Source organism: Microbacterium sp. NPDC060132 (assembly GCF_042729675.1).
Classification (GTDB): domain Bacteria; phylum Actinomycetota; class Actinomycetes; order Actinomycetales; family Microbacteriaceae; genus Microbacterium; species Microbacterium sufflavum.
In genome coordinates this window covers 529,202-552,694 of the sequence record NZ_JBHWXU010000001.1, presented here as the reverse complement: position 1 = coordinate 552,694, position 23,493 = coordinate 529,202, and the positions used below count along the sequence as shown (strand labels likewise).

At 70.9% G+C, this 23,493-nt stretch carries 19 protein-coding genes; 10 read left to right on the top strand and 9 right to left on the bottom strand.

Going from position 1 to position 23,493, the window contains the following annotated elements; all coding sequences use genetic code 11:
* Positions 1 to 152: 152 nt before the first annotated feature.
* The 3 genes from ACFWCH_RS02855 to ACFWCH_RS02845 are packed head-to-tail and all read left to right on the top strand — an operon-like array spanning position 153 to position 5,495.
* Positions 153 to 4,223, top strand: a complete 4,071-nt coding sequence (locus ACFWCH_RS02855; RefSeq protein ID WP_378802865.1) for an Ig-like domain-containing protein — start codon at positions 153 to 155, stop codon at positions 4,221 to 4,223.
* Positions 4,220 to 4,819, top strand: coding sequence for an SGNH/GDSL hydrolase family protein (locus ACFWCH_RS02850; RefSeq protein ID WP_378802864.1), 600 nt, complete (start codon positions 4,220 to 4,222; stop codon positions 4,817 to 4,819). Before ACFWCH_RS02855 ends, ACFWCH_RS02850 begins: the two co-directional genes overlap by 4 nt.
* Positions 4,820 to 4,838: 19 nt before the next feature.
* Complete coding sequence (locus ACFWCH_RS02845) at positions 4,839 to 5,495, top strand: GntR family transcriptional regulator (RefSeq protein WP_136044536.1); 657 nt, start codon at positions 4,839 to 4,841, stop codon at positions 5,493 to 5,495.
* A 61-nt stretch (positions 5,496 to 5,556) separates the two neighbouring features.
* Here ACFWCH_RS02845 and ACFWCH_RS02840 read toward each other — a convergent pair whose 3' ends face one another.
* The 8 genes from ACFWCH_RS02840 to ACFWCH_RS02805 all read right to left on the bottom strand — a co-directional run bounded on the left by ACFWCH_RS02840 (position 5,557) and on the right by ACFWCH_RS02805 (position 13,996).
* On the bottom strand, positions 5,557 to 6,366 hold the full coding sequence (locus ACFWCH_RS02840; protein WP_378802863.1) for an amidohydrolase family protein: 810 nt from the start codon (positions 6,364 to 6,366) through the stop codon (positions 5,557 to 5,559).
* An 83-nt stretch (positions 6,367 to 6,449) separates the two neighbouring features.
* Complete coding sequence (locus ACFWCH_RS02835; protein WP_378802862.1) at positions 6,450 to 7,394, bottom strand: aldo/keto reductase; 945 nt, start codon at positions 7,392 to 7,394, stop codon at positions 6,450 to 6,452.
* Positions 7,364 to 8,143: a ribonuclease activity regulator RraA gene (locus tag ACFWCH_RS02830; RefSeq protein WP_378802861.1), complete on the bottom strand. Its 780-nt coding sequence runs from the start codon at positions 8,141 to 8,143 to the stop codon at positions 7,364 to 7,366. The genes ACFWCH_RS02835 and ACFWCH_RS02830 overlap by 31 nt, the downstream gene beginning before the upstream one ends.
* A complete protein-coding gene (locus ACFWCH_RS02825; RefSeq protein ID WP_378802860.1) occupies positions 8,140 to 10,056 on the bottom strand; it encodes a hypothetical protein in 1,917 nt (638 codons plus the stop codon). The genes ACFWCH_RS02830 and ACFWCH_RS02825 overlap by 4 nt, the downstream gene beginning before the upstream one ends.
* Positions 10,053 to 10,907: a carbohydrate ABC transporter permease gene (locus tag ACFWCH_RS02820; RefSeq protein ID WP_136029520.1), complete on the bottom strand. Its 855-nt coding sequence runs from the start codon at positions 10,905 to 10,907 to the stop codon at positions 10,053 to 10,055. The genes ACFWCH_RS02825 and ACFWCH_RS02820 overlap by 4 nt, the downstream gene beginning before the upstream one ends.
* A complete protein-coding gene (locus tag ACFWCH_RS02815) occupies positions 10,907 to 11,890 on the bottom strand; it encodes a carbohydrate ABC transporter permease (protein WP_206252580.1) in 984 nt (327 codons plus the stop codon). The genes ACFWCH_RS02820 and ACFWCH_RS02815 overlap by 1 nt, the downstream gene beginning before the upstream one ends.
* A 99-nt stretch (positions 11,891 to 11,989) precedes the next feature.
* Positions 11,990 to 13,258 carry an ABC transporter substrate-binding protein gene (locus ACFWCH_RS02810; protein WP_378802859.1) on the bottom strand — a complete coding sequence of 423 codons (1,269 nt, stop codon included), beginning with the start codon at positions 13,256 to 13,258 and terminating at the stop codon, positions 11,990 to 11,992.
* A gap of 201 nt (positions 13,259 to 13,459) precedes the next feature.
* The gene (locus ACFWCH_RS02805) at positions 13,460 to 13,996 is read right to left on the bottom strand and encodes a CGNR zinc finger domain-containing protein (protein ID WP_378802858.1); all 537 of its coding nucleotides are present in this window, start codon (positions 13,994 to 13,996) and stop codon (positions 13,460 to 13,462) included.
* 39 nt (positions 13,997 to 14,035) lie between these two features.
* Between ACFWCH_RS02805 and ACFWCH_RS02800 the strand changes: the two genes are divergently transcribed.
* The 6 genes from ACFWCH_RS02800 (at position 14,036) to ACFWCH_RS02775 (ending at position 20,966) form a co-directional block, all read left to right on the top strand.
* The gene (locus ACFWCH_RS02800) at positions 14,036 to 15,007 is read left to right on the top strand and encodes a DMT family transporter (RefSeq protein ID WP_378802857.1); all 972 of its coding nucleotides are present in this window, start codon (positions 14,036 to 14,038) and stop codon (positions 15,005 to 15,007) included.
* Between the two features lie 48 nt (positions 15,008 to 15,055).
* Positions 15,056 to 15,721 (top strand): GntR family transcriptional regulator, encoded by a 666-nt coding sequence (locus tag ACFWCH_RS02795; RefSeq protein ID WP_136029526.1) that lies wholly within the window; start codon positions 15,056 to 15,058, stop codon positions 15,719 to 15,721.
* The gene (locus ACFWCH_RS02790) at positions 15,718 to 17,244 is read left to right on the top strand and encodes an MmgE/PrpD family protein (protein WP_136045048.1); all 1,527 of its coding nucleotides are present in this window, start codon (positions 15,718 to 15,720) and stop codon (positions 17,242 to 17,244) included. The genes ACFWCH_RS02795 and ACFWCH_RS02790 overlap by 4 nt, the downstream gene beginning before the upstream one ends.
* Positions 17,244 to 18,146: a methylisocitrate lyase gene (gene prpB / locus ACFWCH_RS02785; RefSeq protein WP_378802856.1), complete on the top strand. Its 903-nt coding sequence runs from the start codon at positions 17,244 to 17,246 to the stop codon at positions 18,144 to 18,146. The genes ACFWCH_RS02790 and prpB overlap by 1 nt, the downstream gene beginning before the upstream one ends.
* A gap of 2 nt (positions 18,147 to 18,148) precedes the next feature.
* Positions 18,149 to 19,339, top strand: coding sequence for a bifunctional 2-methylcitrate synthase/citrate synthase (locus ACFWCH_RS02780; protein ID WP_136029533.1), 1,191 nt, complete (start codon positions 18,149 to 18,151; stop codon positions 19,337 to 19,339).
* Positions 19,340 to 19,487: 148 nt separating this feature from the next.
* On the top strand, positions 19,488 to 20,966 hold the full coding sequence (locus ACFWCH_RS02775; protein WP_378802855.1) for an MFS transporter: 1,479 nt from the start codon (positions 19,488 to 19,490) through the stop codon (positions 20,964 to 20,966).
* Between the two features lie 3 nt (positions 20,967 to 20,969).
* On the opposite strand, the gene ACFWCH_RS02770 is transcribed toward ACFWCH_RS02775, so the two are convergent.
* Complete coding sequence (locus ACFWCH_RS02770) at positions 20,970 to 21,569, bottom strand: antibiotic biosynthesis monooxygenase (RefSeq protein ID WP_205812669.1); 600 nt, start codon at positions 21,567 to 21,569, stop codon at positions 20,970 to 20,972.
* Positions 21,570 to 21,978: 409 nt separating this feature from the next.
* Between ACFWCH_RS02770 and ACFWCH_RS02765 the strand changes: the two genes are divergently transcribed.
* Positions 21,979 to 23,478: a CoA-acylating methylmalonate-semialdehyde dehydrogenase gene (locus ACFWCH_RS02765; protein WP_136029537.1), complete on the top strand. Its 1,500-nt coding sequence runs from the start codon at positions 21,979 to 21,981 to the stop codon at positions 23,476 to 23,478.
* The last annotated feature ends 15 nt before the right edge of the window (positions 23,479 to 23,493 follow it).

Genomic DNA, 23,493 nt, shown 5'->3' with positions numbered 1-23,493 from the left:
GAATTGGTATGAACTGTGAAATCTGTGAAGCGCTGCACATGCTTAAGAATCGATCCTTGATAGTCGATTATCGATTGGGTAGGGTCCTGTGCAGCCGCCCGCTGCGGCACCGCGCGAGCTCTTCGCGCGGGAATCGAGAGTTCGGAGACGCAATGAAGCGTGTGCTGGCAGGACTGGCCCTGGCCGCCGTGTTCGGATCCGCCCTCGGCGTCGCCCCCGCGGCGTCGGCCGCGGTCGACGACGACGCCCTCTACATCGCACCGGGGGGTGACGACGACGCCGCCGGAACCAAGGACGACCCGCTCGCCACCCTCGAGGGAGCCAGGGACCGCATCCGGGCACTCAAAGCCGACGAGCAGATCCCCGCAGACGGCCTCACGGTCTACCTCCGCGAGGGCGAGTACCCGCGCAGCGCCTCGTTCGAGATCGGCGAGCAGGACTCCGGTACCGCCGACGCTCCGATCACCTACCGCTCCTATCCGGGCGAGACCGCCACGCTCACCGGCGGTCGCGCGCTGCCCCGCGACGAGTTCGCGCCCGTCGAGGACGCCGCCGTCACCGACCGGATCATCGACCCCGCCGCCCGCGACCAGGTGGTCGCGGTCGACCTCGCCGGCCTCGGCATCACCGACTACGGCCAGCTCAGCCGCCACGGCTACTGGAAGGCCAACGACGTCAGCACCACCCCGCCGATGGAGCTCTTCATCGACGGGCAGGGCATGACGCTCGCGCGCTGGCCCAACGCCGACGCCGCCACCCCCACCGTGCAGATGGGCGACATCATCGACGTCGGCCCCGACCGCAACGACCCGGATCTGCAGAACCGCGGCGGCACCTTCACGTACGGCTACGACCGGCCCCAGTACTGGACCCAGGCCGACGACGTGTGGCTGGACGGCATCTTCGGCTACAGCTGGGAGTGGTCGTACAACAAGATCGAGAGCATCGACACCGCGGCGAAGACGATCACCCTCCGCTACGGCGAGATGTCCGGGATCATGAAGAGCTGGTTCCCCGACTTCCACTTCGCGCAGAACCTGCTGGAGGAGCTCGACGCACCGGGCGAGTACTACATCGACCGCGCGGCGGGGAAGCTCTACCTCATCCCCAACGCCGCCTTCACGTCCGGACGCGGCGACGTCACCGTCACCACGCTCGACGAGCCGATGCTGCGCGCCGACGGGGCGTCGTACGTCAACTTCGACGACCTCGTCCTGGAGTACGGCCGCGCCACCGCCGCCGTGATCCTCGGCGGCTCCCACGTCACGATCTCGCACAGCGACATCCGCAACTTCACCGACGGCGGCGTGCTCATCAACTCGCCGGGGCGCTACACCTACGACGGCATCCCGGTGAACCGCGGCGGCCGCGACCACGCCGTCACCGACAGCCGGCTCACGCACGTCGGCGGCGTCGGCGTGGTGCTCCAGGGCGGCGACAAGACCACCCTCGAGCCGGGCCGCAACCGGGTCGAGAACTCCGAGATCGCCGACTTCGCCTACTACCACAAGGCCTACAACCCCGGTGTGATGTTCGACGGGGTCGGCAACGTCGCCAAGAACAACGAGATCCACGACGCGCCGCACCCCGGCATCATCGTGCACGGCAACGACCACCTCTTCGAGCGCAACGAGGTGTACGACGTCTGCAAGCAGTTCCACGACCTCGGCGCGATCTACATGAACTCCGGCAAGACGCCGCAGCAGCGCGGACACGTCTTCCGGGAGAACTACTTCCACGACATCGGCGCCGGCATGGCGGGCGTCGAGGGCATCTACGCCGACAACTTCACGTGGGACCTCACGATCGAGAAGAACGTGTTCGTCAACATGGGCAACGGCGCCATCAAGAGCGGATCCGCCGACTACATCGAGGCGCGCAACAACGTCTTCGTCGACGCCTACGCGCCCTACGACAACTACGAGCAGTGGATGGGCGACCACGAGGGCAACGTCGTCGACAAGGACTACATGCCCGCCTGGCAGCAGGTGTTCGCCGACAACAACGACTTCGTCGGCACGCCGTATCTGGAGAAGTACCCCGAGCTCGGGCACTTCTTCGAGGACGACCACTACTTCCCGAACCACAGCACGTTCGCCGAGAACGTGGTCTGGAACCCGAACCGCCCCCGCATGGCGGGCGTCAACGAGCACGGCGCCAAGGACGGCAAGAACCTGCTGAACTACGAGGACAACTGGGTGGCCGACGCCGACCCCGGGTTCGTCGACGCCGCCGGCGGCGACTACACGCTGAAGGCCGACGCCGCCGTGTTCGACCAGATCCCCGGCTTCGAGGCGATCGCGTTCGGTGAGATCGGGGTCGACGGACACATCGGCCAGACGCAGCAGCCGCAGTCCGTCCCGCTGGAGGACATCGCGTTCGACAGCGACTCGGTCACGATCGACGCCGGCGACCAGGTGCGCGTGCGCGCCGTGCCGCTGCCCTGGAACGCCGACGACACCGCGGTGACCTACGCCTCCGCCGACGCCGCCGCCGCGACCGTGGAGGACACGGGCGTCGTGCTGGGCATGGGCCCCGGCACCACGACCATCACGGCGACCGCGAAGGCCGACGCCGCCAAGACCGCGACCATCGAGGTGATCGTGGAGGAGGGCGACGGCGTGCTGCACTTCACCGACTTCGAGTCGGGATCGAACGGCTGGGCGACCGACCCCAACCGCAGCATCCAGGCCGACGCCACGGGTGACAAGGTCTACCGGATCCTCAAGGGCGCGAACAGCATCCTGCCGCGCGACTTCACCGAGTTCGTGCTCGACTTCGACGTGACGACACCGGCGACGACGCCCACCAACGCGGGGCTCATCGTGTACGACCGCAACGGCAAGGGCGGCGGTTACATCCGCTTCCGTCAGGCCGCGGCCGGCCCGACCTGGACCATCTTCGACGACGCCTGGCAGGTGGTCGCCGAGAAGGTCGTGCCCGCCGAGCAGGGCCTCGTCCCCGGTGCGACCTCGCACGTGCGCATCGCGGTCCAGGACGGGCGGATCCGCATCTCCGTCAACGGCGCGATCGCCCTCGAGGGGGCCGATCCCGCGCCGGGTGCGGCCGGTCGCGTGGGCTTCTACGTCGAGAACTACCCGTCGCTGGACTTCGACGACATCGGGTTCTCCCTCTCCGGGGTGCCCGTGACCGGGGTCACCCTCGACGCCGACGCGGTGGCGCTCTCGGTGGGGGAGCGGCGGACGGTCGCCGCGACGGTCGCCCCGCAGGACGCCAGCGACGCCAGGGTGACCTGGACCAGCGACGCCCCCGCGGTCGCCACGGTGGCGGACGGCCGCATCGCCGCCGTCGCCGCGGGCACCGCGACCATCACGGCCACCTCGGTCGCGGACCCCGCGTTCAGCGACACCCTGACGGTCACCGTCGCCGACGCGGAGTACCCGACGACCCGGCTCGACGCGCAGCTGAAGGACCCCGCGGCCTGGAGCACATCCGACCACATCGCCGTTGACGACGCGGGCGTGGTGATCAGCGGCGAGGGGGTGCACGGCTACGAGGGCGAGCGCTTCGGCGATACGCTCCTGCAGTTCGACGCGGACTTCGGTGCCTTCTCCGGAGGGTGGTACGGCTTCCAGGCGCGGTCCGACCAGACCGGTGTGCCCGCGTGGCAGAACTCCAACACCGGGTACCTCGTGGTGATCAAGCAGGACACGATCGAGTTCCAGAGCTGGACCCCCGGTCAGACGATGCTCGACGCGATCCCCAACACCGTCATCGCCCCCGACACCTCGCACCGCATCGAGTTCGGCGCGCTCGCGGAGGGCGAGGGCACGCGCATCGTGTTCCGGGTGGACGGCGTGACCGTGTGGAGCATGGTCGATGCGCGGGAGAACCTGCGCATCGGAGCGGAGGGCTTCTTCAACGTGTACCACTACGGCAAGACGACGGCCCTCGCCGTGCGCCCCACGCCGCCGCCCGCGAGCGTGACCGGCATCTGCTGGGCCGCGGAGGCCGACCCCAAGACCCGCTACCTGCGCGGCGAGGAGCTCGACGTCACCGGGATGATCCTCGGGGTGCGCTGGAGCGACGGCACCCTCACGACGCAGCAGGTCACGGCCGATATGGTGAGCGGGTTCGACAGCAGCAAGGTGCGTCCGCACCAGACGCTGACCGTGACCTACGCGGGCGCGACGGTCGAACTGGAGACCTCGGTCAAGCCCAAGCTCAAGGACGATGAGGAAGAGGTGCCCCGGTGCGAGTGACGTTCATCGGAGACTCCATCACGGATGCGGGGCGCGACCGTGCCGACCCCGACTCCCTCGGTGACGGCTACGTGGCCCTCCTCGCCCCGGAGCTGCGGGCGGCCGGCGCGACCGTGCGGAACCGCGGCATCGCCGGGAACCGTGCGCGCGACCTGGCCGCCCGGTGGGACTCCGAGCTCCTGCCGACCGCGCCGGAGCTGCTGACCGTGTACGTCGGCGTGAACGACATGTGGCGGCGGTTCGACAGCGACGACCCGACGTCGGCGGAGGAGTTCCGGGCGACGCTCGACCCGCTGCTGGCCGGCGTCGCCGGGGAGCGGGGCCCCCGCCTGATCCTCATGGAGCCGTACTTCCTTCCGGTGACGGAGGAGCAGCGCGAGTGGCTCGACGACCTCGACGGCAAGCGGGCGGTCGTGCGCGACCTGGCCGCGTCGCATGGCGCCGCCTTCGTGCCGCTCCACGAGGTGCTCACGGCCGCCGCCACACGGCAGCCGGTGGCGGAGCTCGCCCCGGACGGCGTGCATCCGACGCCGCGCGGATCGGCGCTGATCGCCGAGGCCTGGCGCACGGCCGCGTCCATTAGCGATAGTCGATAATGGACGTAGACTGATGGTCATGACGGATGCTCTGGGCACAGCGGGACTGCAGCGAGGACTGCTGTCGGATCAGATCTACGCGATGATCAAGGCGATGATCAAGGAGTCGACCCTCGCCCCGGGCGAGCAGCTCGTCGAGTCCCAGCTCGCGCGACAGCTCCAGGTGAGCCAGGCTCCCGTGCGCGACGCCCTCAAGCGCCTCGCGCACGAGGGGCTCGTGTCGCATGTGCGGCACCAGGGCAACTTCGTCGCGAGCTACTCCGCCGAGGAGGCCGAGCAGGCCAAGGTCGCCCGGGTCGAGCTCGAGGGCCTGGCCGGCCGGCTCGCGTGTGGCGCGCTCGACGCCGCCCGCCGCGACGAGCTCGTGTCGCTCATCGCGCAGATGCATGAGGCGGCCGAATCCGCCGACCTCGCCCGTTTCCGCGAGCTCGACTTCACGTTCCACCGCGCCGTGATCGAGGCGAGCGGCAACGTGTACCTGCCGCGGATGTGGGATCTGCTCGAGCCGAGCCTGCGGGTGATGCACGTGCTGGGCGACCCGACGTTCACCGGCGACTGGCACGAGGTGGCCGACTGGCACAAGGGGCTGCTCGACGTGCTCGACGCGGGCGATGTCGAGGCCGCGTCCGCGCTGTTCCGTCGCCACGCCGCCGGCACCCTCCTCGACGACGCCTGACCCTCCCGCGCCGTCCCGCGACTCCGTGCCAGCCGCCGCGCGACGAGACAGACGGCGGGGGTCAGGCGCCCGTGGGGTAGAGGCGGTCGGCGGTCGCGGACCAGAACGCCCGTTCCTCGGCGCCGGAAAGGCGGGGCAGCGCCGCGCGCGTCGCGGCGAGCACGTCCGCATAGCCGATGCTCCGCGTCGACATCGGCCAGTCGCTGCCGAACGCCAGCCGCTCCGCGCCGAAGAGGTCGAACGCCAGCCGCAGCAGGCCGCGCGATTCCTCCGCGCCGCGGGCCGAGAGGTCGAGCCCGGAGACCTTCGCCGACACCCCCGGCGCCGACGCGGCCTCGTCCAGTGCTGCCCGCCACGTGCCGTCGGGCGTCCGCGCCCCGAGGCCCAGGTGGCACACCACGATCGCGGTGCCCGGGTGCCGGCGGGAGAGGGTGGCGGCGGCGGGCAGTTGCTCCGGCCGGATCAGCAGCTCGAGCGCACGGCCGGTCGCGCCGAGGTGGTCGGCGAGCGCGTCGAGGCCGTCCACGTCGGACAGGTCGGCGGCGAACTGGGGCACCGCCGCCCGCACGCCGACGACCGCGGGGGTGACGGCGACGCCGGTCGCACCGGCCGCTCTTCCGGGCGCGGGGGAGTACTGCAGCACCACGCGCCGCAGGAACGGGTCGCGCGCGGCGGTCGCGGTCAGCCACTCCGCCTCCGCCACGGAGTCCGCGGCCTGCACCGCGATCGCGGAGGCGACACCGGCCGCGGTCAGCTCCCGTCCGAGCCCGACGGCGGAGGCGTGCCGCGGGAGGTCGAGGGCGTCGCGGAACCAGGGGATCGGCACGGCGTCCACATCCCAGACGTGCACGTGGGCATCGACGATCCGCATGTCAGGTCCCGTGCGGCGCCATCAGGCGGCGACCGCGACGACGGCGGCGCCCGCGGCACGGGGGAGCCGCCGTCGCCGCCCGCTCACACGGCCTCCGCGTCGAGTGCATCCCACAGCGCCGCGGGGAGCGCGGCGTCGAGGCCGTCGACGAACGCGTGCACCTCGGTCGGCGTCCGCGCGCCCACGACCACCGCGTCGGCGCCGTGGCGCAGCGGGAACTGCACGGCCGCGTCGGCCAGCCGCACGTCGTGTGCCGCACACACGGCCTGCAGTCGCAGCGCCCTCTCCTGCAGCGCGGCGGGCGCCGGCTTGTATTCGTAGAACGGCGAGCCGACCGGGTCGACGAGGATGCCGGAGTTGAACACCGCCGCCGCCAGGACACCGATGCCCCGTGCGCGAGCGGTGGGGACGAGGCGGTCGAGCGCCGTGCGGTCGAGCAGCGTGAGCCGCCCGGCCTCCATCACCACGTCGAGCGGCACCTCGGCCACATAGCGCTCCAGCGGGTCGAGGCGCCCGAGACCGACGCTGATCGCCCGCACCACGCCCTGGTCCCGCAGGTCGAGGAGGGCCGGGAAGGCCGTCGCGAACGCGGCCTCCACATCGAGGGGGTCGTGCAGGTGCAGCACGTCCACCCGGTCCACGCCGAGGCGGGCGAGGCTGCCGTCGAGGCTGCGGAGGATGCCGTCGCGGCTGAGGTCGACCACGGAATCGTGCCCGCTCGCCGCACCGCGCACCGGGGCGCCTTCGGCGTCGACGAGCACCCGTCCCACCTTGGTCGCCAGCACGTAGTCGTCGCGGGGCACGCCGCGCAGGGCGAGGCCGAGCTTGCGCTCGCTCTCTCCCGAGCCGTACAGCGGCGCCGTGTCGAAGAACCGCACGTCGCGGGCGAGGGCCGCGTGCACGGTGTCGACGGCATCCGCGTCCGGCACCGGCGCGAACAGGTTGCCGATCGGGGCGCAGCCGAGCCCGGCGTCGCCGCGGGCGGCGGCGGCCGGGTTCAGAGGACGGAGCTGCGGACGGAACGCCATGCCTCGTACTCCTCGCGGCTGTCGGGGGTCAGGGGGTAGTAGTCGCTCAGCCGGGCGCCCTCGTCGAGGCGCTTGCGGCTGAACACCTCCCACTCCTCATGATCCTGCGCGTCCTCGACCACCTGGGGCGCCATCGCCTGCGGAACTACGACCGGTCCGTCGTCGTCGGCCACGACCAGGTCGCCGGGCATGCACAGCGCACCGCCCACCGCCACGGGCACGTCGAACGCCCACGGCACGAGCTCCGACTGCGAGGCGTAGTGCGGGGTCGTGCCGGTCGACCACACGGGAATCCCGAGCTCGCGGATGCGGCCGGCGTCGCGGATGCGCCCGTCCACGACGATGCCCGCGCCGCCCTTGCGGGCGAAGTAGCGCGCGAGGATGTCGCCGACGCAGCCGGAGAAGCGGCTGCCGTACGCCTGGATCACCAGCACGTCCCCCGGCTGCACCGCTTCGAGCACGTGCCACAGGGCCGTGTGCCGTTCGGCGTACTCCTGGCCGTCGCCCGAGGCCATGTCCTCCCGCTGCGGCATGAACTGCAGCGTCAGGGCGGAGCCGACCATGCGCTGGCCGAGGCTCAGCGGCTCCGGTCCCTCGATGTAGCTGCGGCGGATCCCGAGGCCGTGGAGCTTGGCGCAGGCGGTCGCCGCGGAGATCGCGTCGAAGGAGTCGAGCACGTCGCGCGACGGCCGCTGGTACGCCGCCCCCCGCACGGGCAGGGGGAAGTCGGGTCGGATCAGGTCGCTCATGCGGCTCCTTCGGGGAAGAGGTGGCGCGGCGAGCCGGTCGCGCGCGCGATGGTCAGGTCGAGGTCGGCGAGGTGCGCCGGTGGCAGGGTCAAGACGAGGTCGTCGTCGCAGGTGAGGGTGTGCGTGACGATCTCGCCCTCCGGTCCGGCGTACGTGCCGGAGGCGCCGGGCCAGCCCGAGGCGTCCTCCGCGGTCGCGGTCACCTCCACGATGCGGTCGAGGCCGAAGCGGCCGCCGCGCAGCCGCACGGTGCGGGTGTGCACGGCCGACGTGTTCACGAGCTGCACGCCGATCCCGCGGTCGTCGAGGCGGTGCACGAGCGCGGCGACGTCGGGCGGGAGCCCCGGCCGGCCGCGGTCGGCGTCCTCGTAGCGGAGCGCGGTGAACCCGAGCCCGCCGTTGTAGAGCACCTGCGGGGCCCCGGCGACGAGCTGCGTGAGCACCTCGGTCACGACGGGGTTGACGCGCTGCCAGAAGTGCAGGTGTGCGGCATCCGGATCGCGGTCGTCGGCGAGCATCATGGCCGTGCGCCGCGCGACCTGACCGAGCGCCATCTCCAGCGCCCGCACCGGGTACTCCGGCAGCTCTCCGCGGAGATAGGCGAACCATCCCGCCTCGTGCCCCGCCTCCTCCTTGTCGCGGAAGGGCGCGACGGGGTCGGCGGAGGAGGGGAGTCCCGCGATCGCGCGCTCCAGGCGGCTGCGGTCAGCGGTCGAGCGCGACCACCACCACAGCCACAGCGGCAGGTCGAGCTGCAGCGGACCGAAGTCGAACCACCCGTCGGGTCCGTGGCGGTAGGGCACGAGGACCCCGGGCTGCGTGGCTGCGGCTCCGAGCCGGGCCATCCAGCCGCCGCGCAGGCTGTAGGTCGAGTCGGCGACGGTGCCCGTGCGGCCCTCCGCGAGCACGGTGTCGAGCATCGTGCGCACGAGGTCGAGGGCGGCATCGTCGCCGGTGACGAGCGCGTGGTTGAGGGCGCCGATGAGGGCGCTCATGCCGACGGAGTGCAGTCCGTGCGGCCACGCCCATCCGTAGTGGCCGCCCCACCAGCGCCCGTCGTGGAGCTCGCCCACCGTGCCGCCGGGGCCGACGTTGTCGGGGAGCAGCCCGCCGTCGGCCCGTGTCCGCCACCCGTCGACGTACTGCTCGATCCAGTCGGCCGCGGCGGCGTCGCCGTCGTACAGCCACCGGTTCGCCGCGAGCGAGGTGGCGGCGAGGTTCACGGCGATGTCGCCCGCGGCGCGACGCTGCATCTCCTCGGCCATGCGGTGCGCGTTGTCCGGGTCGGCGAGGTCGTCCCAGGTGCGGATGCCGTCGAGCCCGTGCAGGGGCAGACCGTAGGGTCGCATCTCGGCCCGGTCGGCCACATACGGCACGATCTTCTCGTCCAGGCCCGGTCGAGCGCCCAGGGCACCGTTGTGCGGTGCGCGGATGATGGTGTGCTCCGGGTCGTAGTTGCCCTTCGCGGGATCGGTGAAGAGCGCGGAGAACCGGGCGGCGCGCGCCGCGAACGCCGTGTCGGCCGGGTCGGCCTGGCAGATGCCCGCGAACAGCAGCAGCGACTCGCCCTGGTGGAACCAGTCGTAGCCGTTGTCGTACTCGTCGGCGAGCATGCCCGCCTCCGCGAGCTGCACCGTCACGCCCTCCCAGTGCCGCTTGGCGTCGGCCAGCACCTCGTCGGGCCCGCCGAGCAGGTAGAAGGCCGGCCAGTTGAAGAACGGCTCGTAGAGGTCGTCGACCCCGTCGCGGTCCACGAACTCGGCGACGCCGCGGAGGCGGCCGTCGGGGAGCGTGTACCGGTCGCGGAAGACGCGGCGGGCCTCCTCGATCTCGGCGAAGAGGCGCCGCTGCAGCACGGCCCAGGCCGGGATCGCCCGCAGGGGGCGGGTGAGCGGATGCGCGGGCACGGTCATCCCTTCGTCGCGCCGGCCACGAGGCCGCCGATGATGTGGCGCTGCATGACGATGAAGAACACCATCGCGGGCAGCACGGCGAGCAGCAGGGTCGGGAACACCTGCGTGTAGTCGGTGGAGAACTGCCCGACGGCGGCGTACACACCCGTGGTGACGGTGTAGATGCCGGAGCTGGGGCCGAGGATGATCTGCGGACTCACGAAGTCGTTCCACACGCCGATCGAGTTCAGCACCACCGCCGTCGCCACGACCGGCTTCATGATCGGGAAGACGCACGCCCAGAAGGCGCGGATCGGACCGGCGCCGTCGAGGGACGCGGCCTCGTCGATGTCGCGCGGCACGCTGCGCAGGTACGCGGTGAACAGGAAGATCGTCACGGGGAGCGTCGCCGCCGTCTCGAAGAGGATGAAGCCCGGGATCGTGTTGATCAGTCCGAGCACCCGCAGCACGAACACGACGGGGATCAGCGTGACCTGCCCCGGGATGAACAGGCCGGAGACGAACAGCAGCAGCAGCCCCAGGTGCCACTTGGAGCGGCCGCGGGCGATCACGTAGGCGACCGGTGCGGCCAGGGCGATGCAGCAGAGGTTCACGAGCACGACGAACAGGAGCGTGATGCCGTAGGCCGCGATCACGTTGAACTTGCTGCTCGTGATCGCCTCCCACAGGTACTCGAACGTGAACATCTGCGGCGTGATCAGGAGCGGGTTCTCGATGATCTCCGCCTGCGGCTTGAAGGCGTTGATGACCATCGTGTACATCGGGATCAGCATGGTGATCGCCACGACGCCGAGGACGATCCAGCGGATCGCGCTCACCGCGAGCGCCGGCCGGTTGCGGGTCTGCTTCATCAGTCGGTCGCCTTCTTCTCGGAGCGGCGTCGCACCAGCGTGACGGCGAGACCGATGACCGCGGTGACGATGAGGAGGATCATGGACTGCGCGGCGCCGAACCCGAGGGCCGAGTTCGCGAACGAGTCCTTGAGGATCTGGTAGACGATCGTCTGGGTGGAGCCCGCCGGGCCGCCGTCGGTGAGGGAGAGCACCACGTCGTAGGCCTTGAGGAGCCCGACGAGGGTCAGCACCAGGTTCACGGTGAACACCGGCGCGATGAGCGGCAGGGTGATGGAGCGGAACTGCTGCCAGCGCGAGGCGCCGTCCACGGTCGCGGCCTCGTAGTACTCGGCGGGCACCGACTTGATGCCGGCGAGGAACAGGATCATGTTGAAGCCGAAGTGCGACCACACGATCGTGAAGATCACGCTCGCCTTCGCGAAGGTGGGGTCGGTGAGGAAGGGCATCGCGGGCAGGCCGACGGTGGTGAGGAACCCGTTGACGGCGCCGCTGGGGGAGAGCATCGCCGACCACAGGAACCCGATGATGAGGGCGCTGATGACGTACGGGTAGAAGAAGATCGTGCGCAGGATCGTGTTCGAGCGGCCGGGACCGGCGATGAGCGCGGCGATCGCGAGGCCGATGGCGTTGCAGAGGATCGTGCCGACCACGGCGATGATGCCGGTGAAGATCGCGGCCTGGGTGGAGCGGGGGCTGCGGAACGCCTTGATGTAGTTCTCCCAGCCGACGAACGTGAAGTTGAGGCTGTACCCGTTCCAGTCCGTGAAGCTCAGCACCGCGGCGAGGATCATCGGGATGACGAACATCGCCAGGAAGACGGCCACGGCGGGCCCTCCCATGAGGATGCCGGGGAGGCGGTGCCGCCACCGCTGCAGCGCGGAGCGCTTGCGGGGGGCGGGGGTCGAGCTCATCGGCGTCGATGGTCCTGTCGGGGCGGTCGCCGCGGCCGGGGGCGGCGCGGTCGTGGTGGGCGGAGTCATGGCGGCACTCTCGTTCTCGGTGGCGCGTTGGTGGGGGTGGCGCGGATGCGGCGCCGGGGAGGCGCCAGGGACGGATGCGGTCCCTGGCGCCTCGAGCGGTCAGCCGGCGTTCGCGGCGAACCAGTCGTCCATGGCCTTCAGCACCTGCTCGGCGGAGGCGCCGCCGATGAGGGCCTGGGTCTGGGTGTTGATCTCGCCCGGGTAGCCGTCGGGGAGCGTGCGCTCGCCGTAGCCGCCGCCGGTGGGGGTGTAGGCCTCGGCGGGCGTGTCGGCGACGATCTGCAGCAGCTCTTCGCCCAGCGGCGTCATGTCGTACTCGTAGCCGTCGCGGAAGTTGCCGTCGACCGCCAGCTGGTCGCTGACCGCGGTCTGGTCGGTGGTGAGGAACTCGACGAGCTTCGCCGCGGCGTCCTGGTGCTCGCTGGACTTGAGGATCGAGTACGGGCTGGCGATGTTGGCACCCATCGCGGGCTGCTCGTCGCCTTCGAACGACGGGGCGCGGAAGACCCCGATGTCGGCCGACTCGGCGGCCTTGGCCTGCGTGCCGGCGAACCAGCTGCCCATCGAGTACACGGCGGTCTTGCCCGACAGGAACGCCTGCTCGGCGTCGGGGTACTTGATGCCGAGCGCGTCGGTGGGGATGTAGCCCTCGGACACCCACTCCGCGTAGGTCTCGACCGCGTCGCCGTAGGTCTCGCTGAAGGTGTCCTCGCCGGACGACATCTTCTGGAACCATTCCGGGTCCTCGGCGATGATCGTCGGCAGGCCGAGGGCCTGCAGCGTGTGGCTGCTCATCCAGTCGCCGCCGGTCTGGATCGGGGTCCACCCCGCCGCCTTCAGCTTGCCGAGGGCCTCGGTGAGCTCGTCGACGGTGGTGGGCAGCTCGGTGATGCCGGCCTCCTCGAACGCGGTCTTGTTGTAGAAGAACAGGCTCTGCAGCTGCACGCCGATCCCGGCCATGTAGTTCTTGCCGTCGATCGAGTACTGGTCGGCGAGGGGACCGGACGAGGCCCACTCGTACCCGGACAGGTCGACGAGCTCGGGCGCGAGCTTCGTCGTCGGGGCGATCGACTGCACGACGTCGGGGGCGTCGCCGGCCGCGAGCAGGCGGGGCACGGCGGCCTCCACGCCCTCCGCGCCGGGGTTCTGGATGACGACGTCGATGTTCGGGTTGGCCTCCTCGAACGGGGCGACGAGGTCGTTCCAGAACTCCTCGGTCAGGTTCGGGGTGACGTTGACGAGCATGCGCACCTCGACGTCCTCCGAGGAGGAGCCGCCGTCGTCTCCGGCGGGGGTGGAGCAGCTGGCGAGGGCGAGCGCGGACACTGCCGCGATGCCGACGAGGGGGAGGAGTCGGGCCTTGATCATCGTTGATCCTTTCCTGATGCATGAGGGAGGGCCGCTGGCGACATTACACTAATCGATAATCGTTTGTGAAGAGCGCAGTCGATCCGCGAATGAGCGCAGCGGGACGAAGGACGGTCGCTGTTCAGGGGCCGTGGAACGAGATGGGCTCACTCGCTCAGGAGTTGCGCGAGACGGGCGCGGGCGACCGGCGAGGCGTCGGTGTCAGGCGTGTGCGCGCCGAGCGCGGTAGGCCGCGACCGCGTTGCGGTTCGCGCACGTCGTGGAGCAGTACCGCTTGGAGCGGTTGCGGGAGAGGTCGAGTGCGATCGCCTGGCAGGTGTCGTCCTCGCAGACCGTGAGGCGCGAGCCCTCGTCCGCGCGGATCACGTCGATGAGCGCCATCACCGTCTCGACGAGCACGCGCTCGGCGAGCGGCCGCTCGTCGTGCACCGCATGGAGGTGCCAGTCCGCTCCGTTGTGCCGCACCAGCCGCGGAGTGAGCTGCAGCTCGGCGAGGGCATCGTTCACGTGTGCGGCCATCTCGTCGCGCGGGGCGAGCAGCATCGCTCGCAGCCGCGGGCGGAGGGCGCGCAGGTCGTCGAGTTCCACGCCGTCGCGGTCGAGCCTCCCGGTGTAGGGGAACACCTCGAGGAACGTCTTCTCGTCGTCGATGTCGACGAGGGTGTCGGGCTCTTCGGCGGAGTTCGCGAGCCAGACCGCCGCGCGCAGCGCATCCTCGGTGTCATCGGTGAAGACCATGTTGACATCTTACTCCGTCCGCGAGTAGCGTCATCGTCCATGAGCACCGTGGCGGATGACAGGAACCGCACGCGGAGCGATGTGCGTCTCGGGCTCCCGCTGGCCGTCGCCGCCGCGTTCGCGTTCGGCTCCTCCGGGGCGTGGGCGCGCGGACTCATCGACGCGGGGTGGACGCCCGGCGCGGCCGTCACCGTACGGGTGGGGGTCGCCGCGCTCGTCCTGCTGCTCCCGACCCTCCTGGCGCTGCGGGGGCGGTGGCGCGCCCTCCGCCGGAACGCCGGGATGGTCCTCGCCTACGGGCTGCTCGCCGTGGCGGCCACTCAGCTCTGCTACTTCCAGGCCGTCGCCGTCATGGATGTCGGGATCGCGCTGCTCATCGAGTACACGGCTCCGGTCGCGGTGCTGCTCTGGCTGTGGCTGCGCCGCGGCGAGCGACCGACACGGCGCAGCGTGCTCGGGGCGGGGATCGCCTTCGTCGGACTCGTGCTGATGCTCGACATCGTCACCGGTGCGCAGGTGAACGTGGTCGGCGTGCTCTGGGCGCTGGGGGCGATGGTGGGGGCGGCGAGCTACTTCGTGCTCTCGGCGAAGGCCGACACCGGACTCCCGCCGATCGCGCTCGCCGGGAGCGGGCTCCTGCTCGGTGCCGTCGGTCTGGCCCTCGCCGGTCTGGTCGGGGTGCTGCCGTTCGCGTGGACGACGGCCGATGTCGCGTACCGCTTCGGCACGGTTCCCTGGTTCGTGCCCGTCGTCGCGATCGGGCTCATCGCGACGGCGCTCGCCTACGTGCTCGGCATCGTGTCCACGAGGATGCTCGGCTCGCGTCTCGCCTCGTTCGTCGCGCTCGCCGAGGTCGTGGCCGCCCTGCTGTTCGGGTGGCTGCTGCTCGACCAGCTCCCCGGCCCGCTGCAGGCGCTGGGGGGCGTGCTCGTGCTCGCCGGCGTGGTCGTGGTGAAGCTCGGCGAGCCGCGGGTCGCCGCGCCCGAGCCTATGTATACGAATACAGCCTGAACGTGGCCGCCCGCCCACCTCGAGCGGGTTTATGTATACACTGAGGGCATGGTTCTCCCTGTCGAGCGCACGTCCGCGAGCGATCGCGCCTATGCGGCCCTCCTCGACGGCATCCAGTCGGGCGCCCTCCCCGCGGGGTTCGTGCTGGGCGAGGTCGAGCAGGCCGAGCGCCTCGGCGTCAGCCGCACCCCGATGCGCGAAGCCCTCCGCCGCCTCGCCGCCGACGGACTGGTGGTGCAGCAGTCCCCCCGGGTCACGGTGGTGGCCGCCCTCGACGCCGACGACATCCGCTCGCTGTTCGAGATCCGCCGCGCGCTGGAGGAGACCTCGGCCCGCCTCGCCGCCGCCCGGGGTGACGCCGATCTCTTCGCCGCCCTCGCCGACGAGTTCTCCCACGTCGACCTGACGCGGGCCGCGGGCCGCGACGCCTACTACGCCCTGATCGCCCGCTTCGACGCGGCCCTCGACGACGCCGTCGACAACGACTACATCGCCGCGGCCCTGCGCACCGTGCGCACGCACCTGGTGCGGGTGCGGCGCATGGCCAAGGACAAGCCCGCCCGGCTCGCCGCGTCGGCCGCCGAGCACCGCACGATCGCGCAGGCGCTCGCCGCGCGCGACGGCGACCTGGCCGCCCATGCCACGCACGTGCACCTGCACAACGCGCTCACCGGCATCCTCGACTCCCTCCCCGACAGCGAAGGACACTCATGACCGTCACCCACCACGTCCGCGTGCACGCCAGCTCCGAGAACCTCGCCCGCGAGGACCAGCTCGCGTGGAAGATCGCCGAGGTCGCCGTCGACCGGGTCGAGGTCGAGCAGCCCGTCGTCGACATGATCGTCAACCGCATCATCGACAACGCCGCCGTCGCCGCGGCCTCGCTCACCCGCGCCCCCATCGTGGCCGCCCGCGCGCAGGCGTTCAGCCACCCGGTGTCGACCGGGGGTGCCGGGGCGAACCTGTTCGGCGCCGCGCTCGACCACCGCACCAGCCCGGAGTGGGCGGCGTGGGCGAACGGTGTCGCCGTGCGCGAGCTCGACTACCACGACACGTTCCTCGCCGCCGAGTACTCGCACCCCGGTGACAACATCCCGCCGATCCTCGCGGTCGCCCAGCACGCGGGCAAGGACGGCCGGGCGCTCGTGCGCGGCATCGCCACCGGCTACGAGATCCAGATGGACCTGGTGCGCGCGATCTGCCTGCACCGGCACAAGATCGACCACGTCGCCCACCTCGGCCCGTCGGCCGCGGCCGGCATCGGCACCCTGCTCGACCTCGACGTCGAGACCATCTACCAGGCGGTCGGCCAGGCGCTGCACACCACCACCGCGACCCGGCAGAGCCGCAAGGGCGAGATCTCCACGTGGAAGGCGCACGCCCCGGCCTTCGCGGGCAAGATGGCCGTCGAGGCGGTCGACCGGGCGATGCGCGGACAGACCAGCCCGGCACCGATCTACGAGGGCGAGGACGGCGTGATCGCCTGGATGCTCGACGGCAAGGACGCCGCGTACGACGTGCCGCTGCCCGCCGCGGGTGAGCCGAAGCGCGCGATCCTCGACTCGTACACGAAGGAGCACTCCGCGGAGTACCAGGCGCAGGCGCTGATCGACCTCGCCCGCCGCCTCGGCCTCGCGAACCCGGCCCTCCGCGACCCCGCGAACATCGAGTCCATCGTCATCCACACCAGCCACCACACGCACAACGTGATCGGCTCCGGCGCGAACGACCCGCAGAAGTACGACCCCACCGCGTCGCGCGAGACCCTCGACCACTCGGTGCCGTACATCTTCGCGGTCGCGCTGCAGGACGGCGGCTGGCACCACGTCGACTCGTACGCCCCGGAGCGCGCGGGCCGCGCCGACACGGTCGCCCTGTGGCACAAGATCACCACGGCCGAGGACCCGGAGTGGACGCGCCGCTACCACTCGGAGGATCCGGACGAGAAGGCGTTCGGCGGTCGCGTCGAGATCCGCCTCACCGACGGCAGCACCGTGGTCGACGAGATCGCCGTGGCCGATGCGCACCCGCTCGGCGCGCGACCGTTCGCCCGCGCCGACTACATCGCGAAGTTCCGTCTGCTCGCGGAGCCCGTGCTGGAGCCGGCCGAGATCGACCGGTTCCTGGAGCTCGTGCAGCGCCTCCCCGAGCTCACGGCCGCCGAGGTCGCCGAGCTGTCGATCGTCGCGAAGCCCGGTGTGCTCGACGCCGCCCCGGCTCCCCGAGGCCTGTTCTGATGCTGTACTCCACCGTCACGCCCGCCGAGAAGCGGCGGCTGTTCCGGGAGCGCCTGTCCTCGGGCGAGCTGCTGCGGTTCCCCGGCGCGTTCAACCCGCTCAGCGCCCGGCTGATCGAGCAGAAGGGGTTCGACGGCGTGTACATCTCGGGCGCGGTGCTCTCCGCCGACCTGGGGCTGCCCGACATCGGCCTCACGACGCTGACCGAGGTCGCCGGACGCGCCAAGCAGATCGCGCGCATGACCGACCTGCCCGCGATCGTCGACGCCGACACCGGCTTCGGCGAGCCCATGAACGTGGCCCGCACCATTCAGGAGCTGGAGGACGCGGGACTCGCCGGCACCCACATCGAGGACCAGATCAACCCGAAGCGCTGCGGTCACCTCGACGGCAAGAGCGTGGTCGATCAGGACACCGCGATCAAGCGGATCCGTGCCGCCGCCGACGCCCGCCGCGACGAGAACTTCCTGATCATGGCGCGCACCGACATCCGGGCGATCGAGGGACTGGACGCCGCGATCGACCGCGCGAAGGCCCTGGTCGACGCGGGTGCCGATGCGATCTTCCCCGAGGCGATGCGCACGCTCGACGAGTTCGAGGCGATGGCGGAGGCGCTCGACGTGCCGATCCTCGCGAACATGACCGAGTTCGGCAAGAGCGAGCTGTTCTCGGTCGACCAGCTCCGCAGCGCCGGGGTGCGGATGGTGATCTGGCCGGTGTCGCTGCTGCGGATCGCGATGGGCGCCGCGGGCCGTGCGCTCGATACGCTGAACGACGAGGGGCATCTGACCTCGACGCTCGGCGAGATGCAGCACCGCGCCGATCTCTACGACCTGATCGACTACGAGTCGTACAACCACTTCGACTCCGGGGTCTTCAACTTCACCATCACGAAGGAGTGAGCATGACCGAGCCGGACATCAAGAAGGGCCTCGCGGGGGTCGTCGTCGACACGACCGCGATCTCGAAGGTCAACCCCGAGACGAACAGCCTGCTGTACCGCGGCTACCCGGTGCAGGAACTCGCCGACACGCAGCCGTTCGAGGCCGTCGCGTATCTGCTGTGGAACGGCGAGCTGCCCACGGGGGACGAGCTCGCGGCGTTCCGGCTGGAGGAGCGGCGGCACCGCGCCCTCACGCCCGAGGTGAAGGATGCGATCGACCGGCTGCCGCTGGACGCCCACCCGATGGACGAGGTCCGCACGGCGGTGAGCGTGATCGGCGCGGTCGAGACGGCCGGCATCCGCAACGTGCTCGATGCGGTCGGCACGCCCGAGGTCAACCTGGAGCGCAGCCTGCGCCTGTTCGCGGCCCTTCCGGCGATCGTCGCCTACGGGCAGCGGCGGCGGCGGGACCTGCCGGCGGTCGAGCCGCGGGACGACCTGGACTACGCGGCGAACTTCCTCTGGATGACGTTCGGCGAGGAGCAGGACCCGGTGGTGGTCGATGCGTTCAACCGCTCGATGACGCTCTACGCGGAGCACTCCTTCAACGCGTCCACCTTCACGGCGCGCGTGATCACCTCGACGCTCAGCGACCTGTACTCCGCGGTCGTCGGGGCGATCGGGGCGCTCAAGGGCCCGCTGCACGGCGGTGCGAACGAGGCCGTGATGCACATCTTCGACGAGATCGGCGCGGCCGACCGCGTGACCGAGTGGCTCGACAAGGCGCTGGCCGAGAAGCGCAAGATCATGGGGTTCGGTCACCGCGTCTACAAGCGCGGCGACTCGCGGGTGCCCACCATGAAGGCCGCGCTCGACACCCTGGTGCGCCACTACGACCGCCCGGAGGTGGCCGAGCTCTACGAGCGTCTGGAGGGCGAGTTCGTGGAGCGCAAGGGCATCTACCCGAACCTGGACTACCCGTCGGGCCCCGCCTACAACCTGATCGGCTTCGACACCCTGACCTTCACGCCGCTGTTCGTCGCGGCGCGGATCACGGGGTGGACGGCGCACATCCTGGAGCAGCAGTCGTCGAACGCCCTGATCCGGCCGCTCTCGGCGTACGTCGGAGCCGAGGAGCGGCACGTCGAGGGGTACACGCCGGACACCGCCGCGATCGAGGTGCAGGAGCGCCCCGAGGAGGCGTCGGCCTGACCGCCGCGAGCAGGATCTGACAGCGCCGCCGAGGGCTCTCGGCGGCGCTGTAGCGTGATGGAGCCCTCGGGGTCAAGGCGATGCGGCGAATTCCCGGGCGGAGTAGAACCGGATGCGGGCCGTTCGCGCCCCGCACGAAGGAGGGTTCATGTCCGCATCCGAGGTCACCGTCAAGGAGGTCCGGTCGCTCGTCCCGGCGCGCATGGACCGGCTGCCGTGGTCGCGCTTCCACTGGATGATCGTCGTCGGCCTCGGCTTCTCGTGGATCCTCGACGGGCTCGAGGTGCAGATCGTCGCCGCGAACGGCTATGCCGAGACCCTCGGCATGGGCCCGGCCGAGGTGGGTCTCGCCGGCACGTGCTACCTGCTGGGCCAGGTGTTCGGGGCGCTGGTGTTCGGCCGCCTCGCCGATCGCCTCGGCCGCAAGAACCTCTTCCTGATCTCGCTGGCGGTCTACCTCGTGGGCTCCGCGGTGGCCGGTCTCGCGTTCGCCCCGTGGTTCTTCTACATCTGGCGGTTCGTCGCCGGCGCGGGCATCGGCGGCGAGTACGCCGCCATCAACTCCGCGATCGACGAGATCATCCCGGCGAAGTACCGCGGCCGTGTCGACATCGCGATCAACGGCACCTACTGGGGCGGTGCGGCCCTGGGTGCCGTGGCGAACATGTTCTTCCTCAACACCGACCTCCTGCCCGCCGACCTGGGCTGGCGGCTCAGCTTCTTCGTCGGTCCGATCCTCGGCCTGCTGATCATCTGGCTGCGTCGGCACATCCCGGAGAGCCCGCGCTGGCAGATGACGCACGGCCGTGAGGAGGAGGCGGAGCGCAACGTCGACGCGATCGAGGAGCGCATCCGCAAGGAGGGCAAGACGATCGACCCGGTCGACGAGGACAAGGCGATCACGGTCAAGGAGTACGGCAGCGTGCCGTTCCTGGTGATCGCGAAGGTGCTGTTCCAGAAGTACCCGCGTCGCACGCTGGTCGGCATCACGATGATGGTGACGCAGTCGTTCCTCTACAACGCGATCTTCTTCACCTACGCGCTGGTGCTCGAGAACTTCTACGACACCCCGCCCGCCTCCGCCTCGCAGTACTTCATCGTCTTCGCGGTCGGCAACCTCGCCGGCGCCCTCATCCTCGGCCACTTCTTCGACACGTGGGGCCGGCGCCGCATGCTGTTCGGCACGTACGTGCTCGCCGGGCTGATCCTGCTGGTCAGCGCCTTCCTGTTCAACGCGGGCGTTCTGAACGCGGCGACGCACACGGCGTTCTGGTGCGCCTCGTTCTTCTTCGCCTCCGCCGGTGCGTCCGCCGCGTACCTGACGGTGAGCGAGATCTTCCCGCTGGAGCTGCGCAGTCAGGTGATCTCGTACGTCTTCTCCATCGGCCAGCTCGTCGGCGCGATCGCGCCGGTGCTCTACGGGGCGCTGATCGGGGCGAGCGCCGAGTCCGGCGACCGCGGCCCGCTCTTCTGGGGCTACGTGCTCGGTGCCGCGATCATGATGTTCGGCGGCGTGGTCTGCGGGGTGTTCGGGGTGAGCGCGGCGGGCAAGTCGCTGGAGGACATCGCGGATCCGCTGTCGCTCGTCGAGCCGGGGAAGAAGAATGTCACGCCGGACGGCGCGTGAGCGTCAGCGGGCGAGCCAGCCACGCAGCGAGCGGGTGACCCAGGGGAGCACCCAGTAGGTCATGATCGGCGTGAGCACGAGCGTGGTCGCGAGAACGCGCAGCCAGATCGGCAGGCCGTCCCATCCCGGCACCGGGCTCATGGCGTACGTGAAGGCGAGGTTGACGGGGAAGAAGCCGAGCCAGATCGACACCGCCTGCTTCCAGCGCGGCGGTGCGGGGGCCACCGCGACCGTGGTCGTGCCGTCGGGCTCGACCACGGGGATGGAGCCCGTGGACGGCTCGTCGAACCACCCCTCGATGCCGGTGCGGCGCTTGGAGCGCTCGCTGCGCACGAAGCCCTCGCCCATGGAGAGCCACCAGGTGCGCTCGCCCGACTGCTCCCAGGCAGTCAGCGACTCCTCGCTCGCGAAGCGGTAGAGCATGTGCCACACCTGCGAGTCCTCGCCCGCGCGCACCCACCCCGAGCCGAGGAAGCCCGGGTACTTCGTCGCCAGGTTCACGCCGGTCTGCACCCAGGCGGTCGCCTCGGCGATGCGCTCGGGGTCGACCTCGCGGCGGATGGAGACGGTGACGGGCTCGGACACGGGGGCGGTTGCGGACATGGTGCGGTCCTCGGGGGTGGGGGCATCGGGGTGCGGACGCCGGGTGGGGTGGGGGCGCCAGGGTCGCGGCGCCAGCACGATTCTATTTCGCCGGAGCGCGGCGGCGTCCGCACGGAGAAGACCCCCGCCGACCCGATTCGGCGGGGGTCACGCGGCGTTGGGGGCCGCGACGGGAGCGAGAGCGCTCACCGTGCGCACGGAGGACGCGATTACCCGATCCGGTCTGAGTCACTGTCCGTGCACCTGCAGTTGTAATCGGCCGAGGTGACGCGCGGGTGAACGGGGTGCGAACGGCGCCGCTCGGGGTGGGGACCGGCCGTGCGCGGAGATACAAGGACGTCCTCGTATTTTCACGGACGCCGGAGTAAACTTGCGATGTGCCAACGACGGCACGGAGGGATGTCACACAATGACCCGTACGATCCCGCACTTCGTGGGCGGAACGCTTCTCACCCCCGACGACGGACGCTTCGCCGACGTCTTCGATCCGAGCACCGGCGCGGTGCAGGCGCGCGTGCCGCTCGCCTCCGCCGAGGAGGTGCGCCGCGTGATCGCCACCGCCGAGGAGGCGCAGGCCGCCTGGGCCGCGACCAATCCGCAGAAGCGCGCGCGGGTGCTGCTGCGGTTCCTCGACCTGGCGCAGCGCGAGATGCAGTCGCTCGCCGAACTGCTGGCGAGCGAGCACGGCAAGACCGTCGACGACGCGAAGGGCGACATCCAGCGCGGCCTCGAGGTGATCGAGTTCTCCGCCGGAGCGCCCCACCTGCTCAAGGGGGAGTACTCCACCGGCGCGGGCGCGGGCATCGACGTGTACTCGATGCGACAGCCCCTGGGTGTCGTCGCCGCCATCACCCCCTTCAACTTCCCGGCCATGATCCCGCTGTGGAAGGCCGGGCCCGCGCTCGCCGCCGGCAACGCCGTGGTGCTCAAGCCCAGCGAGCGCGACCCCTCGGTGCCCGTCCGGCTGGCGGAGCTGTTCCTCGAAGCCGGGCTCCCGGCGGGGGTGCTCAACGTGGTGCACGGCGACAAGGAGGCGGTCGACACGCTGCTGAGCGACGACCGGATCCGCGCGGTCGGCTTCGTGGGCTCGACGCCCATCGCCGAGTACATCTACGCCACCGCGGCCGCGCACGGCAAGCGGGCGCAGTGCTTCGGCGGGGCCAAGAACCACATGATCGTGATGCCCGACGCCGACCTCGACCAGGCGGTGGACGCGCTGATCGGCGCGGGCTACGGCTCGGCGGGCGAGCGCTGCATGGCGATCTCGGTCGCGGTGCCCGTGGGGGAGGAGACGGCGGACGCGCTCGCGGCCAAGCTCGTCGAGCGGGTCGCCCAGCTGCGGGTCGGGCCCTCGCTCGCGGCCGACGTCGACTACGGCCCGCTGGTCTCGCGCGACGCCGTGGACCGCGTCACCGGCTACATCCAGCAGGGCGTGGACGAGGGGGCGACGCTCCTCGCCGACGGCCGCGGCTTCACGGTGCCAGGGCACGAGGAGGGGTTCTACCTCGGGCCGACGCTGTTCGACCACGTGACGACCGACATGGCGATCTACCGTGAGGAGATCTTCGGTCCCGTGCTCGTGATCGCGAGGGCCGCGGACTACGAGGAGGCGCTGCGGATGGCGTCGGAGCACGAGTACGGCAACGGTGTCGCGATCTTCACGCGCGACGGCGACGCGGCCCGCGACTTCGCCGCCCGTGTGGAGGTCGGCATGGTCGGGGTGAACGTGCCGATCCCGGTGCCCATCGCGTATTACACCTTCGGCGGCTGGAAGCGCAGCGGCTTCGGCGACCTCAACCAGCACGGCGCCGATGCCTTCCGCTTCTACACCAAGACCAAGACGGTGACGAGTCGCTGGCCCAGCGGCATCCGCGACGGCGCCAGCTTCGTCATCCCCACCATGCACTGATCGCCCGAGGAACCG

Bases quoted from the DNA above. Each gene is read 5' to 3' on its own strand.
- ACFWCH_RS02810 (WP_378802859.1), bottom strand. From the start codon at position 13,258: ATGATCAAGGCCCGACTCCTCCCCCTCGTCGGCATCGCGGCAGTGTCC.
- ACFWCH_RS02795 (WP_136029526.1), top strand. From the start codon at position 15,056: ATGGTTCTCCCTGTCGAGCGCACGTCCGCGAGCGATCGCGCCTATGCG.
- ACFWCH_RS02855 (WP_378802865.1), top strand. From the start codon at position 153: ATGAAGCGTGTGCTGGCAGGACTGGCCCTGGCCGCCGTGTTCGGATCC.
- ACFWCH_RS02805 (WP_378802858.1), bottom strand. From the start codon at position 13,996: ATGGTCTTCACCGATGACACCGAGGATGCGCTGCGCGCGGCGGTCTGG.
- ACFWCH_RS02790 (WP_136045048.1), top strand. From the start codon at position 15,718: ATGACCGTCACCCACCACGTCCGCGTGCACGCCAGCTCCGAGAACCTC.
- ACFWCH_RS02780 (WP_136029533.1), top strand. From the start codon at position 18,149: ATGACCGAGCCGGACATCAAGAAGGGCCTCGCGGGGGTCGTCGTCGAC.
- ACFWCH_RS02815 (WP_206252580.1), bottom strand. From the start codon at position 11,890: ATGACTCCGCCCACCACGACCGCGCCGCCCCCGGCCGCGGCGACCGCC.
- ACFWCH_RS02830 (WP_378802861.1), bottom strand. From the start codon at position 8,143: ATGAGCGACCTGATCCGACCCGACTTCCCCCTGCCCGTGCGGGGGGCG.
- prpB (WP_378802856.1), top strand. From the start codon at position 17,244: ATGCTGTACTCCACCGTCACGCCCGCCGAGAAGCGGCGGCTGTTCCGG.
- ACFWCH_RS02820 (WP_136029520.1), bottom strand. From the start codon at position 10,907: ATGAAGCAGACCCGCAACCGGCCGGCGCTCGCGGTGAGCGCGATCCGC.
- ACFWCH_RS02825 (WP_378802860.1), bottom strand. From the start codon at position 10,056: ATGACCGTGCCCGCGCATCCGCTCACCCGCCCCCTGCGGGCGATCCCG.
- ACFWCH_RS02845 (WP_136044536.1), top strand. From the start codon at position 4,839: ATGACGGATGCTCTGGGCACAGCGGGACTGCAGCGAGGACTGCTGTCG.
- ACFWCH_RS02835 (WP_378802862.1), bottom strand. From the start codon at position 7,394: ATGGCGTTCCGTCCGCAGCTCCGTCCTCTGAACCCGGCCGCCGCCGCC.
- ACFWCH_RS02770 (WP_205812669.1), bottom strand. From the start codon at position 21,569: ATGTCCGCAACCGCCCCCGTGTCCGAGCCCGTCACCGTCTCCATCCGC.
- ACFWCH_RS02775 (WP_378802855.1), top strand. From the start codon at position 19,488: ATGTCCGCATCCGAGGTCACCGTCAAGGAGGTCCGGTCGCTCGTCCCG.
- ACFWCH_RS02840 (WP_378802863.1), bottom strand. From the start codon at position 6,366: ATGCGGATCGTCGATGCCCACGTGCACGTCTGGGATGTGGACGCCGTG.
- ACFWCH_RS02800 (WP_378802857.1), top strand. From the start codon at position 14,036: ATGAGCACCGTGGCGGATGACAGGAACCGCACGCGGAGCGATGTGCGT.
- ACFWCH_RS02765 (WP_136029537.1), top strand. From the start codon at position 21,979: ATGACCCGTACGATCCCGCACTTCGTGGGCGGAACGCTTCTCACCCCC.